Source organism: Burkholderia cepacia (genome assembly GCF_029962485.1).
GTDB lineage: Bacteria > Pseudomonadota > Gammaproteobacteria > Burkholderiales > Burkholderiaceae > Burkholderia.
In genome coordinates this window covers 1,000,790-1,018,869 of the sequence record NZ_CP073637.1, presented here as the reverse complement: position 1 = coordinate 1,018,869, position 18,080 = coordinate 1,000,790, and the positions used below count along the sequence as shown (strand labels likewise).

Annotated in this window: 17 protein-coding genes and 1 tRNA gene; 5 read left to right on the top strand and 13 right to left on the bottom strand. The window is 65.6% G+C overall.

The window, feature by feature from the left end; genetic code table 11:
- Positions 1 to 17: 17 nt before the first annotated feature.
- Positions 18 to 1,016 (bottom strand): lipopolysaccharide heptosyltransferase I, encoded by a 999-nt coding sequence (gene waaC, locus KEC55_RS04705; protein ID WP_282506947.1) that lies wholly within the window; start codon positions 1,014 to 1,016, stop codon positions 18 to 20.
- Positions 1,017 to 1,187: 171 nt separating this feature from the next.
- Here waaC and KEC55_RS04700 point away from each other — a divergent pair, with 171 nt between their 5' ends.
- Complete coding sequence (locus tag KEC55_RS04700) at positions 1,188 to 2,759, top strand: chloride channel protein (protein WP_282506946.1); 1,572 nt, start codon at positions 1,188 to 1,190, stop codon at positions 2,757 to 2,759.
- 116 nt (positions 2,760 to 2,875) lie between these two features.
- Here the strand turns inward: KEC55_RS04700 and KEC55_RS04695 are convergent, their stop codons facing one another.
- The 5 genes from KEC55_RS04695 to KEC55_RS04675 all read right to left on the bottom strand — a co-directional run bounded on the left by KEC55_RS04695 (position 2,876) and on the right by KEC55_RS04675 (position 6,041).
- Positions 2,876 to 3,277, bottom strand: a complete 402-nt coding sequence (locus KEC55_RS04695; protein ID WP_282506945.1) for a YXWGXW repeat-containing protein — start codon at positions 3,275 to 3,277, stop codon at positions 2,876 to 2,878.
- Positions 3,278 to 3,437: 160 nt separating this feature from the next.
- Entirely contained in the window at positions 3,438 to 3,692 is a 255-nt protein-coding gene (gene minE, locus KEC55_RS04690) for a cell division topological specificity factor MinE (protein WP_006486661.1), read from the bottom strand.
- A gap of 12 nt (positions 3,693 to 3,704) precedes the next feature.
- The gene (gene minD / locus KEC55_RS04685) at positions 3,705 to 4,520 is read right to left on the bottom strand and encodes a septum site-determining protein MinD (protein WP_176049316.1); all 816 of its coding nucleotides are present in this window, start codon (positions 4,518 to 4,520) and stop codon (positions 3,705 to 3,707) included.
- 59 nt (positions 4,521 to 4,579) lie between these two features.
- Positions 4,580 to 5,359 (bottom strand): septum site-determining protein MinC, encoded by a 780-nt coding sequence (minC, locus tag KEC55_RS04680; protein WP_282506944.1) that lies wholly within the window; start codon positions 5,357 to 5,359, stop codon positions 4,580 to 4,582.
- Positions 5,360 to 5,528: 169 nt separating this feature from the next.
- Positions 5,529 to 6,041: a GNAT family N-acetyltransferase gene (locus KEC55_RS04675; RefSeq protein WP_176049476.1), complete on the bottom strand. Its 513-nt coding sequence runs from the start codon at positions 6,039 to 6,041 to the stop codon at positions 5,529 to 5,531.
- 669 nt (positions 6,042 to 6,710) lie between these two features.
- On the opposite strand from KEC55_RS04675, the gene KEC55_RS04670 reads away from it, so the two are divergent.
- Positions 6,711 to 7,871 carry an alkane 1-monooxygenase gene (locus KEC55_RS04670; RefSeq protein WP_282506943.1) on the top strand — a complete coding sequence of 387 codons (1,161 nt, stop codon included), beginning with the start codon at positions 6,711 to 6,713 and terminating at the stop codon, positions 7,869 to 7,871.
- Positions 7,872 to 7,937: 66 nt separating this feature from the next.
- On the opposite strand, the gene KEC55_RS04665 is transcribed toward KEC55_RS04670, so the two are convergent.
- Positions 7,938 to 9,473, bottom strand: a complete 1,536-nt coding sequence (locus KEC55_RS04665; RefSeq protein WP_282506942.1) for a methyl-accepting chemotaxis protein — start codon at positions 9,471 to 9,473, stop codon at positions 7,938 to 7,940.
- A 436-nt stretch (positions 9,474 to 9,909) separates the two neighbouring features.
- On the opposite strand from KEC55_RS04665, the gene poxB reads away from it, so the two are divergent.
- Both poxB and KEC55_RS04655 read left to right on the top strand, forming a co-directional pair.
- A complete protein-coding gene (poxB, locus tag KEC55_RS04660; protein ID WP_282507482.1) occupies positions 9,910 to 11,634 on the top strand; it encodes a ubiquinone-dependent pyruvate dehydrogenase in 1,725 nt (574 codons plus the stop codon).
- Positions 11,635 to 11,677: 43 nt separating this feature from the next.
- The gene (locus KEC55_RS04655) at positions 11,678 to 12,934 is read left to right on the top strand and encodes an MFS transporter (protein WP_282506941.1); all 1,257 of its coding nucleotides are present in this window, start codon (positions 11,678 to 11,680) and stop codon (positions 12,932 to 12,934) included.
- Between the two features lie 138 nt (positions 12,935 to 13,072).
- Here KEC55_RS04655 and KEC55_RS04650 read toward each other — a convergent pair whose 3' ends face one another.
- The 4 genes from KEC55_RS04650 to serS form a co-directional block, all read right to left on the bottom strand.
- Positions 13,073 to 13,297 carry a hypothetical protein gene (locus KEC55_RS04650; RefSeq protein WP_282506940.1) on the bottom strand — a complete coding sequence of 75 codons (225 nt, stop codon included), beginning with the start codon at positions 13,295 to 13,297 and terminating at the stop codon, positions 13,073 to 13,075.
- Positions 13,298 to 13,305: 8 nt separating this feature from the next.
- A complete protein-coding gene (locus tag KEC55_RS04645) occupies positions 13,306 to 13,596 on the bottom strand; it encodes a phosphatase PAP2 family protein (RefSeq protein ID WP_282506939.1) in 291 nt (96 codons plus the stop codon).
- 169 nt (positions 13,597 to 13,765) lie between these two features.
- A tRNA-Ser gene (locus KEC55_RS04640) sits at positions 13,766 to 13,856 on the bottom strand.
- Positions 13,857 to 13,973: 117 nt separating this feature from the next.
- A complete protein-coding gene (serS, locus tag KEC55_RS04635) occupies positions 13,974 to 15,275 on the bottom strand; it encodes a serine--tRNA ligase (RefSeq protein WP_282506938.1) in 1,302 nt (433 codons plus the stop codon).
- Between the two features lie 250 nt (positions 15,276 to 15,525).
- On the opposite strand from serS, the gene KEC55_RS04630 reads away from it, so the two are divergent.
- Positions 15,526 to 15,795 carry a DUF2164 domain-containing protein gene (locus KEC55_RS04630; RefSeq protein ID WP_282506937.1) on the top strand — a complete coding sequence of 90 codons (270 nt, stop codon included), beginning with the start codon at positions 15,526 to 15,528 and terminating at the stop codon, positions 15,793 to 15,795.
- 45 nt (positions 15,796 to 15,840) lie between these two features.
- Here KEC55_RS04630 and KEC55_RS04625 read toward each other — a convergent pair whose 3' ends face one another.
- On the bottom strand, positions 15,841 to 17,151 hold the full coding sequence (locus KEC55_RS04625; RefSeq protein ID WP_282506936.1) for a replication-associated recombination protein A: 1,311 nt from the start codon (positions 17,149 to 17,151) through the stop codon (positions 15,841 to 15,843).
- 202 nt (positions 17,152 to 17,353) lie between these two features.
- Positions 17,354 to 18,043 carry an outer membrane lipoprotein chaperone LolA gene (gene lolA / locus KEC55_RS04620; RefSeq protein WP_282506935.1) on the bottom strand — a complete coding sequence of 230 codons (690 nt, stop codon included), beginning with the start codon at positions 18,041 to 18,043 and terminating at the stop codon, positions 17,354 to 17,356.
- Positions 18,044 to 18,080: the final 37 nt, after the last annotated feature.

The window sequence follows — 18,080 nt, the reverse complement described above, 5'->3', positions numbered from 1 at the left end:
CGGCCCACGGCAAGCCGTCAGGCGGTCAGGCGCGCGCGCAGCGCGCCATAGGCAGGGGCGACCGCATCGATCGCGTCCAGCGCCTCGTCGACGGATGGCATCGCGCCCGGCTCGCCGATCGACAGGGCATTCGGCGCACCGCCGATACCGCAATGGTGGCGCGAAGTCGCGACGAAGATCATCACGGTCGGCCGCTGCAACGCATGCGCCATGTGAACGAATCCCGTATCGACCCCCACCACCAGCGCGGCCCGTCCGAGCGCCGCGCCGAGTTCGCGCACAGTCATCGCCGGTAATACGACTGCGCCCGGCGCACGCGCGGCGATGTCCTTCGCGTCGTCATGCTCGGCGCTCGATCCCCACGGCAACAGCACCCGCACGCCGCGCGCCATCATCTGCGTGGCCAGCGCGGCCCAATGGTCGGCCGGCCATTTCTTGTCGGGATTGGACGTCGCATGGAACAGCAGCATGAACGGTGCACCATCGGTCACGGCCGCCGGCAGGTTCGCGCCCTGCGGCGGGACGATGCCGTAGGTGGCGAGGCCTTCGGGCCGGTAGCCGAGCGCTTCGCCGGCGCTCACGCGCATGCCGTGCCACGCATCGCAGTCCGGCCGCGGGCCGAAACGATGCGAATACGCGAAACGCGCGCCCGTTTCGCCGAGATCCTGGGTCTGGTAGCCGACACGGCGCGCCGCACGCGCCAGCGCCGAAATGATCGCGCTCTTGTACACGCCGTGCAGGTCGATGACCGCATCGTAGCGATGCGCCCGCAACGCGCCGATCGACGACGAAATCGCCTTCAGGTCGCCGGTGTTGCGGAGCTTCTTGAAGCGGCGCAGCGGCGCGCACAGCACGGCGCTCACGCCCGGATGCCAGCGCACGACCTCGGCACACGATTCGTCCACGGCCCAGTCGACCGTCACGCCCGGAAAGGCGCGATGCAGATCGGCGACGACGGGCAACGTCTGGACGACGTCGCCGAGCGACGTCACTTTCACGATGAGGATGCGTTTCACTTTTGCGGGGAAGAGCCAGCCATTTGGGGATGCTAACGACGGATGCCCGTCGCGAACATTACTCCTGAATTACATTTGCAACGAAATGCTACAAGCTTGCAAAACATTGTCGCCCGACTGCACGGCGCCGGTTCTTTTTATAATCGGTTCTTTGCCTGATGGCCACCGCCGATGCCACGCCCTGCCATTCCCGCCCTGTTTCCGGCCCTCACCCGTCGCTCGCTGCGCATCTGGCGACAGTACGGCATTTTCTGGCTCGGCGCGATCGTCGTCGGGCTCGCAGCCGTACTTTACGCGCGGCTGATCGACTGGGGCTACGAGTCCTTCCGCGCGATGCGCGAGCACGCGGTGTGGCTGCCGCTGCTGTTGACGCCCGCGATCGCCGCCGTGTCGGTATGGCTCACGCGCCGGTTCTTCCGCGGCGCCGAAGGCAGCGGCATCCCGCAGGTGATCGCGACGCTGCATGCGCGCCCGAGCGCGTTCGGCGCCCGGTTGCTGACGCTGCGCATCCTGTTCGGCAAGGTGCTGATTTCGTTCCTGGGCATCCTGGGCGGCTTCACGATCGGTCGCGAGGGGCCGACCGTGCAGGTCGGCGCGGCGCTGATGTTCAACCTTCGACGCTTCTACCCGCGCTCGAACGCGCAGATCGAACGGCAGCTCGTGCTGGCCGGCGCGGCGGCCGGACTGTCGGCCGCGTTCAATACGCCGCTCGCCGGGGTCGTGTTCGCGATCGAGGAACTGACGCGCAGCTTCTCCGCGCGCGCAAGCGGCGTGCTGATCACCGCGATCATCCTCGCCGGTGTCGTCGCGCTCGGCCTGAACGGCAACTACACGTATTTCGGCACGATCGATGCCGGCCTCCATTTCCCGAAACTGCTGGCGGTCGCGGTGCTGGTCACCGCGATCGTCACGGGCATCGCGGGCGGCCTGTTCTGCTGGCTGCTGCTGAACACGGGGCGCTGGCTGCCCGCGCAACTGCTGGGCCTGTACCGCGAGCGGCCGATCACGTTCGCCGCACTGTGCGGCTTCGCGATCGCCGTCGTCGGCCTGGTGTCGGGCGGCACGACCTTCGGCAGCGGCTACGCCGAGGCGCGCGGCCTGCTCGACGGCAGCCAGCACCTGTCGGTGTTCTATCCGTTCCTGAAGATGATCTCGATGGTCGCGTCGTACCTGCCGGGCATCCCGGGCGGGATCTTCGCGCCGTCGCTGTCGATCGGCGCCGGATTCGGCAACCTGTTGCACGTCGTGTTCAGCAACATGAGCCTGCCGATGCTGATCGCACTCGCGATGGTCGGCTATCTGGCGGCCGTCACGCAGTCGCCGATCACGTCGTTCGTGATCGTGATGGAAATGATCAACGGCCATGCGCTCGTGATTTCGCTGATGGCGACCGCACTGGTGTCGAGCCGCATATCGCGCTTTTTCGCGCCGCCGCTCTACGAAACGCTCGCGCTGCGCTATCTCGCGCCGCCCGCCGCGGCCACCGAACCGGCCGCGGCATCGGCGGCGAGCGCGGCTGCGAGCACGGCGGCTGCAACCGGCGTGACCGGCGTGACGGAGCCGCAGGACGCGGCCGCCGCGCCGGCCGATCCGCTCGACACGCTGCGCGACGAAGGCGGCGACGAGCCGGTCGCTGCAACGCCGGGCGCAAGCTCGGCGCACACACCGGCCCCGCAGGGCGACGAACCGGCTGCGGCCGGCGCGAACGGCCCGGCGCAACCCGGCCCGCGCGACGCTCAGTAGATCACGACCGGCGCCGGCCGGTAGTAGACGGGCCGTGCCGGCACGACGATGCACCCGGCCAGCGTGATCGCGACGAGCGCGATGGCAATGACGGTTCTTTTCATCACGCGCCTCCATCACGCCCAGTGGCCACGGGTCCAGAACCAGTTCGGACCGCGCTGGTCCCAGTGGCCCGGCACCCATTGCATGCCGACGCGCTCGGCTTCCCAGTGGCCGCCGATCCACACGTAGCCGCCATGCTCCCAGCGCCAGTGCCCACGCTCCCACACGTAGCCCACGCGCGCGGTCGGCACGACCTCGTAGCGCACGGGCGGCGGTGCGTTCGGCGAAACGACGACGATCTCCTCGGTGCGCACGGCAACCGGCTCGGCGATGACCACGCGGCCCTGCGGTGCGATCACGGGTGTGCCGACGAGAATCTCGTCCGCATGCGCGGCAAACGGCGCGACGACGGCTGACAGGCCCGCGGCAAACAGGGCGAGCGAAACGATACGACGTTGAACAGTAGAGACAGCCATCACAACCTCCTGATTGAACAAGTTACGCGAGCGTATTCGTTCAATGCGGGAGGGGCGATTACGGCCGACAGGCGCCGTGTTACGGCGTGCCCGAAAGTGCAACAGGGCGTAAGACGCGCACGGCGGCAGGCGCCGCCGTGCGGAGGGACACCGGCAAGCGTCAGGCTTGCGGAATCTCGATCTTCACTTCGAGGACTTCGAGGTCGTCCTGGCGCTCGAGGCTCACGCGGATGTCATCGTTCGAAATATGGACGTACTTCGAGATGACCGCGACGAGTTCCTTCTGCAGCGCCGGCAGGTAATCGGCCGGCGGCCGGCCACCGACCCGCTCGTGCGCGATGATGAGCTGCAGGCGCTCCTTCGCGACCGATGCGGATTTCTTCTTCTCGCCGAGGAGAAACGAAAGGATGGACATGGGCGGCCTCCGTTACTTGCTGCCGAAGAGGCGCTGCAGCAGGCCCGGCTTCTGGTAATCGGTGAAGCGCAGCGGCTTGTCCTCGCCGAGGAAGCGCGAGACGACGTCCTTGTACGCTTCGGCGACGTCGGTACCGTCGATATGCACGGCCGGCAGACCCTGGTTCGATGCATGCAGCACGGCTTCCGACTCGGGCACCACGCCAATCAGCTTGATGCGCAGGATCTCGCTGATGTCCTCGAGCGACAGCATCTCGCCTTCGCTCACGCGCTTCGGGCTGTAACGCGTGATCAGCAGGTGCTCCTTGATCGGATCCTTGCCTTCGGTCGCGCGCTTCGTCTTCGACGACAGGATGCCGAGAATGCGGTCGGAGTCGCGCACCGACGACACTTCCGGGTTCGTGACGATCAGCGCTTCATCCGCGAAGTACATCGCGTGCAGCGCGCCGGCCTCGATACCGGCCGGCGAATCGCAGACGATGTATTCGAAGTCCATCGCGACGAGGTCGTTCAGCACCTTCTCGACGCCGTCGCGCGTCAGCGCATCCTTGTCGCGCGTCTGCGACGCCGGCAGGATGAACAGGTTCTCGCACTTCTTGTCCTTGATCAGCGCCTGGTTCAGGTTCGCTTCGCCCTGGATCACGTTCACGAGGTCATACACGACGCGACGCTCGCAGCCCATGATCAGATCGAGGTTGCGCAGGCCGACGTCGAAGTCGATCACAGCCGTCTTGTGGCCGCGCAGCGCGATACCGGACGCAAAGCTCGCGCTCGTCGTCGTCTTGCCCACGCCGCCCTTGCCCGAGGTCACCACGATGATTTTTGCCATTTACCCAATACCCTGTGTTCGTCAATGAGAGCCGATCGATCCGGAGCGTGCCGCGTGATTTACGTCAGGCGCAGCGGTTCGATCATCAGTTTTTCCTCTTCGAGCCGGATCTGCACCGATTTGCCCAGTACGTCGGCGGGCAACGGGTTCTCGGTTGTTCGATAGATACCCGCGATCGAAATCAGTTCCGGTTCGAGACACGTGCAGAAAATGCGCGCGTCGTGATTACCGTGCACGCCCGCGAGAGCGCGGCCGCGCAACGGCGCGTAGATGTGGATATTGCCTTCCGCGATGATCTCCGCGCCGTGACTGACCGGCGCGAGCACCACGAGGTCTCCTTTCGCGTAAATCTGCTGCCCCGAACGCAACGGCCGGTCGATCACGAGCGTCTGGCCACCCGGCTGATTCGATGCCGGCGCCTGCTCCGACGCCGGTTCGGGCGTCGCCGCGGCTGCCGCGGCGACAACGGCCTCGGCGATCGGCGACGGTTCCACGCCCTCGGCCGGCCTTGCAGCCGGCACACGGCGATCGCGCGCCTCGAGCAACGGCAGGCCGGCTTCCCCCGCCCAGCCCTGCGTTGCCAGTGCAACGACGCCCACCGGGCGCATCCGCACGTCGTTCAGCATCTGCCGGATGTCCGCGAGCGCGACGCGTTCGCCGTCAGCCAGACGGCGGACGTCGATCGCGACGACATCGTCGGCGAAAAACTCGGGAGTCGCTTCGAAGCGCTTGACCAGTTCGGTACGCAACGCGTCGAGATCGGTCGTCTTCACGGTGAACAACAACGTATCGACCGATCCGCTGCGCAGCTCGAAGAATGGCGATTTTTTAAGCGACATGGATACTCTGCAAAAATTTTTTGCGTATTTTACAGGCGTCCACGCGCGCAGCCATTATTTTTGGGACTCGGGGTTGCGGCGGCCCGGGCGGGCACACAACCGGCAGGCGGGCGGGCAAGCGGGCGATCGGGCCTTCATCGCGCCGCGCGGCCCGTGTTTCGAGGGTGCGTCAGTGCTTCACCTGCGACACGAACAGCGATTTCATCGCGCCGGGCATCCGCGCGATCGGCGCGTGCTCGCCGGTGTTGCCGAAACCCGCACGCTCGTAGAACCGGATCGCGTTGCGGTTCGCATCGGCGATCCACGCGTAGACGTCGCTGGCGCCGCGCTCGGCGAGCCATGCGGTGGCCGTCTCCAGCAGCAGCACGCCGCCGCGCAGATGACGCACCGCGTGCGCGACCCACAGTTCGCTGACGAACGCGCGCCGATCGGGCGTGTTGTCGAAATACGCGCCGATCATGCCGGCCGGATGGCCTTCGGTGTACAGCAGGAAAGTCGTCGACTCGTCGGACAAGGCGCGCAGCGCGGCGATCGCCGACGCTGCGTCCGTTTCGACGTTCAGCAATTCGGCCTCCGGCGCTTCGCCCGGTGCGTAGGGCTCACGCAGCGATGCGGCGCGGAGTTCGCGATACACGCTGCCCTGGTTGGCAACGATACGACGAACGGTCAAGGTCGAACTCATGCAGGCACAGCCCCCTTCGGACAGCAAGCTATTAGCTTCAACCGAAAGCGGGGCATGAGTCAAATCGTTATTTTCAAATGACGGCGCGGATCGAAAGGCAACAGGCGTCACCAGCCGCGGCATGAGCCAACCGGTGTGCAGGTGCAGCATCGGCATGCCGATGCGCGCCGACGGACATCCGTCGAAGATTCGCCGTCCGGCGTCTCGCCCGGTGTGCCTTGCAATGCATGGCAGTCGCATTCCGGAGCGCGTCGCAGGTCACTCCCGGCGCCGTAATGCTGCGTAATATAAGCAAACAAAAAGCGCGCTCCTCCAGTGTTCGCCCATCCGGTTTATTGCAATGCAACATTTGTTGCGGACGCGCACGATCGACACGCTCGCACGCACGCTGCACGATTCATCTGACAAACACGCGGCGTGCGCGAGCCGATCCGGCCTGCTTCGCATGTTTCAATCAGCGCGTGCCGGCCCCTCCCGGCATGGCTCGCGCGCGCCCTTCCGTTTGGAGTCGCGCGCCTAGCGCCGGTGTTTGGCAAGCGGGCGTACGGGTCGTATAACAGGCAGAACCGGACAACGATCCGGTGCCACCGCGTGCGCGTCGCGGGCTCACGAGGATTCGAACAACCGTGCATGCGGCCGCCCATCGGGCCCGCTGACTGGAGGGAGACAATGGCAATGACCGACGGATCGGCCGCGGGCTGGTCGGATGGCAAGCGGTACCTGTGGCTGCTCGGCGCACTGACGATCACGCTACCCATCCTCGCTGCCCAGCTTGCGCTGTCGACAGGTCTTCATGTGTTCTGGTGGTTCGGCCCGCTGTTCGCATTCGGCGTGATCCCGATCCTCGACACGCTGATCGGCGACGATCGCGACAATCCGCCCGAGGCCGTCGTACCGCACCTCGAACGCGAGCGCTATTACCGGTTCATCGTCTATCTGGCGACTTTCGTCGAATACGTCGCGTTCTTCATGTGCGTCTGGATCGTCGGCACGCACACGCTCGCGTGGTACGACTACGTCGGCTTCGCCCTGTCGCTCGGCGCCTCGACGGGCATCTCGATCAATACCGCGCACGAGCTCGGGCACAAGACCGATCGTTTCGAGCGCTGGCTCGCGAAGATCACGCTCGCACCGGTCGCGTACGGCCACTTCTACGTCGAGCACAACCGCGGCCACCACGTGCGCGTCGCGACGGCCGAGGATCCGGCGAGCGCGCGCTACGGCGAGTCGTTCTGGGCATTCCTGCCGCGCACCGTGACCGGCAGCATCCGCTCGGCATGGCGGCTCGAGAAGGCGCGCCTCGAACGGCTCGGGCATTCGCCGTGGACCTGGCGCAACGAGGTGCTGCACGCGTGGGCGATGACCGTCGTCGTGTGGGGCGTCGCGATCGCGATGGCCGGCAAGGTCGTGATCCCGTTCCTCGTGATCCAGGCCGTCTACGGCGCCTCGCTGCTCGAAGTCGTGAACTACGTCGAGCACTACGGGCTCGGCCGCCGCAAGCTGCCGACCGGCCGCTACGAACGCTGCACGCCGCAGCATTCGTGGAACAGCAACCACGTCGTCACCAACCTGTTCCTGTACCAGCTGCAGCGGCACGCCGACCATCACGCGAATCCGACGCGCTCGTACCAGGCACTGCGCCACTTCGACGATTCGCCGCAACTGCCGGCCGGCTACGCGACGATGATCCTGTTCGCGTACGTGCCGCCGCTCTGGTATCGCGTGATGAACCCGCGCGTCGTCGCGCACTACGGCGGTGACATGGCGCAATCGAACATCAAGCCGTCGATTCGCGCCAGGGTGCTTGCGCAGTATCCGGCCGCGGCGTGATCGGCGGTGACGGGTCCGCGTAAACGGGCGCGGGCTCGCCACGTCGCGCGCCCGCCCTGACAGCCATCACGCCATTTCCGGCAGCCGGAACACGGCCACCGCGTGCCGCAGTGCGCTCGCCTGCTCGGCCAGCGCCTGCGTCGCGGCCGTGGCCTGCTCGACGAGCGCCGCGTTGCGCTGCGTCGCTTCATCCATCTGCGTGACCGCGACATTCACCTGCTGGATGCCGCCGCTCTGCTCCTGCGACGCGGACGAGATCTCGCCGACGATCGTCGTGACGCGCTGCACGGCGCCGACGATCTCGTGAATCGACTCCCCCGCACGGCCGATCAGCACCGCGCCTTCGTCGACCCGCTGCGTCGATTGTTCGATTAGCCCCTTGATCTCCTTCGCGGCCGACGCGCTGCGCTGCGCGAGCGTGCGCACCTCCGCCGCGACGACCGCGAAGCCGCGCCCCTGCTCGCCCGCGCGCGCCGCCTCGACGGCCGCATTCAACGCGAGGATGTTGGTCTGGAACGCGATGCCGTCGATCACCGCGATGATCTCGCCGACCTTTGCCGCGCTGTCGGCGATGCCGTTCATCGTGTGGACGGCATCCGACATCACGCCGCCGCCGGCAGACGCGATATGCGACGCATCGCGCGCCAGTTGCGCCGCGTGCTGCGCATGCTCGGCCGACTGGCGCACGATGCCGGTCAGTTGGGTCATGCTGGCGGCCGTCTCCTCGAGCGAAGCGGCCTGCGACTCGGTCCGCGCCGACAGATCGTGGTTGCCCGACGCGATCTGCGCGCTCGCGGTCGCGACGGCTTCGGCATGCGTGCGTACCTCGAGCACGACGCCCGACAGGCTCGCCTGCATCGTCTGCAACGCACGCAGCAGATCGGCGATCTCGTCGCGGCCGGTTGCGTCGACGTCGCGTGTCAGGTCGCCACCCGCGACGGCTTGCGCGCACGCCACCGCACGATCGAGCGGGCGCAGGATCGCGCGACTGAACAGGAAGGCGCCGACCATCGCGACGCCGAGCACGACCAGCATCAGCGCAAGGCTTGCGGTAGTCGCATGCTGCGCGTCGCGGCTCGCCTGCGCCGACACGGCCGCGCTTTCGTCCGCAATCGACTTCGCGGCCCGCTCCAGCAGCGCGGCAGGCTCACGGTCGACGCCCGCCACGGCCGCATCGCCGGCCGACGGCTCGAAGCCGGCCGCCTTGAACGCGTCGAAGCCGCGCCGGTAACCGTCGCCCATCGCGGTGTGCGCACGCATGAACTGTTCGACGAGCGAGCGGCTCTCGCCGGCCGGCAACTGGCGGACGAGTTGCGCAGCGAGCGCATCGACCGACCGCTCGCGCGTCTGGAACGCCTGCCAGTACCGGTCGAGCTTGTCGGGCTGCTTGCCGCGCAGCAGTGTGTCCTTCCATTCCTGCACCTGCAGCTTGAATTGCACGAGCGTGGCCGACACGAGCCGTTCGTCGCCGACGTTCGTCTGTACGTCTTCGGCGAACGCATCGATCGACCGGTTGAGGATGTGGATGCCGTACAGCGCGCCACCGAACATCAGCAACAGCGCGACAGCGAATGCGAGGGGAATCTTGTAGCTCAGCTTCATGGGACCTTGAATCGACGGGGAACGATGCGGCGCGGCACGGGTGCCGGCCGCCGCACCGTGTTAACGGCGCGGGGATCGAAGGCTTAAAGCTGAGGAAAGCGACGAAGGGCCGCCGCGCGCGCCGGCCGAGGGACGTGGCGAACAGCACGCTCAGTCGGCCTTAAGAATTCGCCATATCGCTTAATGTAAATTTAATTGACCCCATCGAATATCACCACCATGATGAAATCACGATATTCACCGATATATCTCGCATTACCAGCTAATTTAAAACCCCAAAAAAACAGCCAACAAAATCAAAAAAACAGGCTTGGTTTTTATTAATTATTATTACGCGCCATTTTTTCGAATGACCGATTTTCATTCATCGGACATGAAGACTCGTCTCGTCCAGAGCGAGCCATTCAGCCCTTCCCTCTTGCTGCAAAGGAGCTAGATCGTGATTACCGTGGCAGAACGACTGGTAGAGACACTCGAAGCGGCCGGCGTCAAAAGGATTTACGGACTGGTCGGCGACTCCCTCAACGGCATTACCGAATCGCTGCGCAAGCGCGAAAAAATCGCATGGATGGCAGTGCGTCACGAAGAAGTTGCAGCATTTGCCGCAGGTGCGGACGCACAACTGACCGGCGAATTGGCCGTTTGCGCAGGCAGTTGCGGGCCAGGCAACCTGCACCTGATCAACGGGTTATTCGATTGCCATCGCAACCGGGTACCGGTCGTAGCGATCGCCGCGCACATCCCGAGCACCGAAACGGGGTCCGGATATTTCCAGGAGACTCATCCGCAAACCCTGTTCAAGGAATGCAGCCACTATGCCGAATTGGTCACGGACCCGGCGCATGTGCCGCGCATCGTCGAAACGGCAATCCGCGAGGCAGTCACGAAGCAGGGAGTCGCGGTCGTCGTCATCTCCGGGGATATCGCACTGCGCGAGGCGGGCGCGCAGTTACCCTCGGCCAATCTGATTCCACGCACGCCGAAGTGCGTCGCCCAGGCCAGCGACATCGCGGCACTGGCCGATCTGCTCAACGGCAGCAAACGGGTGACACTGCTCTGCGGAGCGGGCTGCGCCGGCGCGCACGACGAGGTCGTTGCACTGGCTACCAAACTCAAGGCGCCGGTCGTGCACGCGCTTCGGGGCAAGGAACACGTTGAATGGGACAACCCGTACGATGTCGGCATGACCGGCCTCATCGGCTTCTCGTCCGGCTACCACGCGATGAATGCGTGCGACACACTGCTGATGCTCGGGACCGACTTTCCGTACAGGCAGTTCTATCCGCGGCATGCGCGGGTCGCTCAGGTGGACCTCCGCGGAGAAAATCTCGGCAAGCGCTGCCGCCTCGAACTCGGCGTGATCGGAGAAGTCAAGGACACCGCCGCCCGGCTGCTCGCGCACCTCGACGAAAAGACCGACGACGCTCACCTGAGGGTCGCGCTCGATCACTACAAGGCGGCCCGAGCGGGTCTCGATGCACTTGCACTCGGCGCCTCCAGGCATCGACGCATCCATCCTCAACTGGTTGCGAAGGTAATCAGCGACATGGCCGCCGAGGATGCGATCGTCACCTGCGATGTCGGCGAGCCCACGGTCTGGGCTGCGCGCTATCTGCGCGTCAACGGCAAGCGCCGGTTGCTCGGTTCGTTTCTTCACGGCTCGATGGCCAATGCGATGCCCCAGGCGATCGGCGCGCAGACCGCGTTTCCCGATCGTCAGGTGATATCGATGTCGGGCGACGGAGGTTTCACCATGCTCATGGGCGATCTGCTGACGTTGCGCCAGTCGAAGCTGCCCATCAAGATCGTCGTCTTCAATAACGGCCTGCTCGGATTCGTCGACATCGAGATGAAAGCCGGCGGCTTTCTGCCCGTCGGCACGCATCTCGACAATCCGGACTTTGCCGCCGTTGCGCAGTCAATGGGCATCTTCGGTGTTCGTGTCGAGGATGCAGCGCTGCTCGGCGACGCCGTCAAGGAAGCGTTCGCACACGACGGGCCCGCTCTGATCGACGTCGCGACCAATCCGCTCGAACTCGTCATGCCGCCGAAAATCTCACTCGAGCAGGCCGCGGGATTCAGCCTCTGGATGATGAAGGCCGTGCTCAACGCGCAGGGAAACGAAATCGTGGAACTTGCACGGACTGCGTTCGATCGGTGATCCGCAATCCGCCGCGACCAACTAGTCAACCTGGAGAACAACCATGTCCGTTTCGCTATCGTCGCTCGACGCCCCCGCAAAAACGGCCAGGGCGTTCGCAATCGCCTGGGCCTGCGCCACGATTTTCTATTTCCTCGAGTACGCCGGACGCTCCGCGCCTGCCGTCATGATTCCGGAGCTGTCGCATGCGTTCGGCGTCGACGCGCTCGGCGTCAGCTCCATTCTCGGCGTGTACTACTACACCTATTCCAGTGCGAGCTTGGTCGCCGGCGTATTGCTCGATCGCCGCGGCGCGAAGTACGTTGTCCCCGCCGGCATGGGTATTCTCGGGCTCGGGTGTGTGCTGTTCGCCGTGCCCAATGAACTCGCGGGGACAGTCGGCAGGCTGTTGCAAGGCGCCGGTTCCGCGTTCGCGTTCACCGGAGCGGTCTACCTGGCCGCGCACGGCTTTTCGGCCCAGCGACTGGCAACGGCCATCGGTGTCACGCAATGCGTGGGAATGCTCGGCGGTTCGCTCGGTCAACTGACCGTGGGCCCGATGATCCATGGCGTGCTGTCCGCGGGAGGATTCTGGATTCTGCTGGGTGTACTCGTGATCGCAACCGGCACCGTACTACTGCTGCTCACGCCCGCGGAGCAACGCAGCGCGTCGGCAACGAGCGGGATCGGCAACGTACTTACGCCCTACCGGATCGTGTTTTCGAACCCTCAGTCGTACCTGTGCGGCTTGACGGCAGGACTGCTGTTTGCACCGACGACCATCGGCGACATGGTGTGGGGCGTCCGCCTCTTCCAGGAGGACCGCGGGTTCGGCTATCAAAGCGCGGTGTTTGCAGCCTCGATGGTGCCGCTCGGCTGGGTGATCGGTTGTCCACTGCTTGGCTGGGTTGCGGATACGATGAAGCGCCGCAAGCCCGCGTTGATCGGGGGTGCAGTGGTGATGCTCATCTGCGGCATCCAGCTTTCGCTTGCACCGGCCCTCGTGCCTGCGTGGCTCACGTTGCTCGTGATCGGCATTGCGTCCGGAGCCGCGATGATCCCTTACACGATCATCAAGGAGGTGAATCCCGACCACGTCAAGGGAAGCGCCACCGGCGGGATAAATTTCATCACCTTCCTGGTCACGGCAATACTTGGGCCGGTGTTTGCATTCAGCATCGGAAAATCGCTCGGCGTGGCCGGAACCGACGTGGTCGCCCATTTCCGCGAATCAGGCATGTTCTGGGTGGGAACCGTCGCAGTTGCGCTGCTGGCGTCCCTTATGTTGCGCGAGACAGGGCACGCCGTCGCGCAAGCCTGAGCGCATCGATGCAATGACGCGACGAATCAGCAACAGCGCGACAGCGAACGCGAGGGGAATCTTGTCGCTCAGCTTCATGGGACCTTGAATCGACGGGGAGCGAGGCGGCACGGCACGGGTGCCGGCCGCCACGCCGTGTTAACAGCGCGGGAATCGAGGGCTTAAAGCTGAGGAAAGCGGCGAAGACCGGTGCGCGGCGCGGTCGGAGCAGGTCGGATGCGTTGCGTGCGGCGCGGCGATCGCGGCCATGCGCGGGCGCGCCATCGCGCGACGGACGACGACGATCGCCAGCACGCCGAATACGATCCCGGCGATCACGTCGGCCAGATGCTGGCCGCCCTGCGTCGGCGCCGACACGATCATCACGGCATTCAGCACGACCGCCGCAGCGAACACGCAAGGACGTGCCGCACCGCATACGCAAGCAGCAGCGCCAGGATCACGTGGAACGACGGCAACGACACGAGCCCCTGCGATTTGGACAGGCTGACTTGCCGAAACTGCCCGCTGCATAGCAGGTCATAGCGAGACACGGTCGACGCGGTATGGGGATCGGCGATGCCGAAATGGATGAACGGGCTTTGCGCGGGAAACGGTGTCGACACGAAAACAACGATCAGCAGCGCGAAAGACGTCAGGACTTTCGACAGCCGGTTCGTCATGCAGCGACGCTGCATCGAAGGCGCGGCACGATCATGTGCGCAGTTGGTGGCTAACGTATCAGCACGATCCGGTGTGCCGGTAGCGAGCCTGACGTCGCAATCGACACGCGCACCGCCGACCCAAAACGAAAAACCCCTTGATCCTTCCGGATCAAGGGGCTTCGTATTTTGGCGGAGAGGGTGGGATTCGAACCCACGGTACGGGGAAACCGTACGCCTGATTTCGAGTCAGGTACATTCGACCACTCTGCCACCTCTCCTTCCTTACTGCATTTCGCGGTTGGTCGTTTCCGCGAAAGAAAAGATTATAAGACGATCTCTTCCTGGCTGACAAGCCCTCTATGCAAATTTTTTTGCGAGGACTTCGACGGCCTGCGTTACGACGCCTGGGCAGGCGCGTCGATGCGCTCCATGCCGCCCATGTACGGACGCAGCGCTTCCGGCACCGTGACCGAGCCGTCCGCGTTCTGGTAGTTCTCCAGCACCGCGACGAGCGTGCGGCCGACTGCAAGCCCCGAACCGTTCAGCGTGTGCACGAGCTCCGGCTTGCCCTGCGCGTTGCGGAAACGCGCCTGCATCCGGCGCGCCTGGAACGCCTCGGTGTTCGAGCAGCTCGAGATCTCGCGGTAGGTGTTCTGCGCGGGCAGCCACACTTCGAGGTCGAACGTCTTCGCGGCCGAGAAGCCCATGTCGCCCGTGCACAGCGTGATCACGCGGTACGGCAGGCCGAGCTTCTGCAGGATCGCTTCCGCATGGCCGACCATTTCGTCGAGCGCCGCGTACGACGTTTCCGGCGCAACGACCTGCACCATCTCGACCTTGTCGAACTGGTGCTGGCGGATCATCCCGCGCGTATCGCGGCCGTACGAGCCGGCTTCCGAGCGGAAGCACGGGGAATGCGCGGTCAGCTTGATCGGCAGCGCGGATCCTTCGACGATCGACTCGCGCACGGTGTTCGTCAGCGAGATCTCGGACGTGGAAATCAGGTATTGCGTGACCGTGTTCTCCGCGCCGCCCTTCTCGACGCGGAACATGTCGTCCGCGAACTTCGGCAGCTGGCCCGTGCCGTAGAGAATCTCGGGGTTCACGATGTACGGCGTGTACGTTTCGGTATAGCCGTGCTGCTGCGTGTGCGTGTCGATCATGAACTGCGCGAGTGCGCGGTGCAGGCGCGCGATCGGGCCGCGCAGCATCGTGAAGCGTGCGCCGGCAAGCTTCGCGCCCGTCTCGAAATCGAGGCCGAGCGGCGTGCCGACATCGACGTGATCCTTCACCGCGAAATCGAACTGGCGCGGCGTGCCCCAGCGGCGCGCCTCGACGTTGTCGGCTTCGTCCTTGCCGACCGGCACGCTGTCGTGCGCGACGTTCGGCATGCCCAGCATCAGGTCGGACAGGCGCGCCTGGATGTCGCCGAGCTTGGCTTCCGACGCCTTCATGTCGTCGCCGATCCCGCCGACCTCGGCCATCACGGCCGACGTGTCCTCGCCCTTCCCCTTCATCGCGCCGATCTGCTTCGACAGGCTGTTGCGGCGCGCCTGGAGCTCTTCGGTGTGGGTCTGGATCGCACGGCGTTCCGCTTCGAGTGCGGAGAACGCGGCGACGTCGAGGGTGTAGCCGCGATCGGCGAGGCGCTTCGCGACGCCGTCGAGGTCTTTGCGCAGCAACTGGATGTCGAGCATGGGAGGACTTGGAAAATCGTTGTGTAAGACGGGAATTCTAACGCACCGCGCGGCCGCCACGGCACCGGCCGGACGGACAATGCCGCAAACGGGCGGCGGCCGTGGCAACATGGCCTGGCCGGCCCGTGCGCCGGCGGCCGGCGAATCGCGGCGCGCCCGACCCTCGCGGATCACAAAACAGCGGCGCCGGCGGGCGGCAACGCATCACGCGAAGCGCCCGGTTTCACCTCACCGCACCCCGAGGAACCCGATGGCCATCGAACTCGACAAGGATGTCCGCGACCGCGCAATCGCGTCGCTGCAACGCTATTTCACGGAAAACATGGACGAGCCGATCGGCAACATCCAGGCCGGCGCGCTGCTGCATTTCTTCGTCGAGGAGATCGCGCCCGCGATCTACAACCTCGCGATCGCCGACGCGCAGGAGCGCCTGCATGGGCGCGTCGCCGAACTCGACATCGAATGCCACGAGGAGCCGTTCGAATACTGGAAGAAACAGCAGCCGGGCCGCAAGCGCTGACGGATCGGCGGCGGCGCAGGCCGAACCGGCCCGCGCAACGCGCCGTCAGTCCTTCTTGCCGGCCTCGCGGTCGAGGTCGCGCAGCCACGCGAGCTTGTCGGCGATCTTCGATTCGAGCCCGCGCGGCACCGGCTGGTACCAGCGCGGCTCGCGCATCCCGTCCGGCAGATACGTCTCGCCGGCCGCATACGCATTCGGCTCGTCGTGCGCGTAACGGTAAGCGTGGCCGTAGCCGAGTTCCTTCATCAGCTTGGTCGGCGCGTTGCGCAGGTGCACGGGCACCTCGCGCGACTTGTCCTGCTTCACGAACGCCATCGCCTGGTTGAACGCGTTGTAGCCGGCGTTGCTCTTCGCCGCGCACGCGAGATAGATCACCGCCTGCCCGAGCGCGAGTTCGCCTTCCGGCGAGCCAAGCCGCTCGTAGGTCTCGGCCGCGTCGTTCGCCATCTGCAGCGCGCGCGGATCGGCCAGGCCGATGTCTTCCCACGCCATCCGCACGATGCGCCGCGCGAGATACTTCGGATCGGCGCCGCCGTCGATCATCCGGCAGAACCAGTACAGCGCGCCGTCCGGGCTCGACCCGCGCACCGACTTGTGCAGCGCCGAGATCTGGTCGTAGAAGTTGTCGCCGCCCTTGTCGAAGCGTCTCGCGTTCAGCGTCATCGCGTTGCTGACGAAGTCGGCATCGATCGTCGCGACGCCGGCCGACGCCGCCGCCGTCTGCGCCTGCTCGAGCAGGTTCAGGAAGCGGCGGGCGTCGCCGTCCGCATAGCCGACCAGCGTATCGATCGCCTTGTCGTCGAACGCGAGGCCGTCGAGCGCGATTTCCTGCGCGCGCGTCAGCAACTGGCGCATCTCGTCGTCGTTCAGCGACTTCAGCACGTACACCTGCGCACGCGACAGCAGTGCCGAGTTGACCTCGAAGCTCGGGTTCTCGGTGGTCGCGCCGATGAAGGTCACGAGGCCCGACTCGACGAACGGCAGCAACGCATCCTGCTGCCCCTTGTTGAAGCGGTGGATCTCGTCGACGAACAGGATCGTGTGGCGGCCGGTGCGGTTCAGCGTGTCCTTCGCCTGCTCCATCGACTCGCGGATGTCCTTCACGCCGCCCAGCACCGCCGACAGCGCGATGAATTCGCAGTCGAACGCGAGCGCGGTGAGCCGGGCGAGCGTCGTCTTGCCGACGCCGGGCGGCCCCCACAGGATCATCGAATGCGGCTTGCCCGATTCGAACGCGAGCCGCAGCGGCTTGCCTTCGCCCAGCAAATGCGTCTGGCCGATCACCTCGGCGAGCGTCTTTGGCCGCAGCGCCTCGGCGAGCGGGCGGCGCGGCTCGACTTGAAACAGGTCGGACATGAACCCTCGCTCCACATCAAACAATGGCGGCCGAACCGGCCGCCGGACCCGACATTATGACAGCCGCACGACGGCGCCGCCGCGCCTGGTGCCCGCGCCTGGTGCCCGCGCCCGGTGCCCGCGCCCGGTGCCCGCGCCCAGAAACAACACGGGCCTGCCGTCGCCGGCAGGCCCGTTGCGGGAGAACGGCGCGCGGCGCCGGTCAGCCGGTGATCACGTCGGCGCCCTTCGGCACGACGAACTTGAACGTGTCGCCCTTCAGCGGCGGGTTCGTCTGGATGTTCGTAAACGTCAGCAGCGTCACGTTGCCGAACACGTCATGCAGCTCCATCGCGGCGAGCGTGCCGTTCCGGAAGCCGATGCCGATCCGCTGGAACTGCGTGTCCTGCGCCTTCGGCAACATCTCGAGCCACTCGATGCCGCCCTTCTCGCCGGCATCGCGCAGCGTGTAGTTCTTGTCGAGATCGTTACTGCCGAACAGGATCGCGGCCGGGCTCGCGCCCAGCGCGCCGTTCAGCTTGCGCTCGGTGACCTGGTTCAGGTCGCGGTCATACACGTAGAGCTTCTCGCCGTCGGCCTGCAGCACCTGCTGGTACGGCTTCTGGTACGTCCAGATGAACTTGCCGGGACGCGCGAACACGAACGTGCCGCTCGAATTGTCGGTGGGCTTCGGCACGGCCTGCACGGCGCTCGCGCCCTTGGCCGGCGCCTTGACGATCTGCTGCGTGAAATCGCCCTTCGCCGAACGCACCTGCGACACGAAGGCCTTCAACTGCTCGGCGCCACCCGCGAACGCGTGCGTCGCCGCGAGCATCAGCGATGCGCCGGCGAGCGCCGCGCCGAGCCAGCGCCGCGTCGAACGAAGGGACATTGCGAACGAATGTTGCTGCATATTGCGGTTTTCTCCCTGGGTGGCCGGCGCTGCGAAC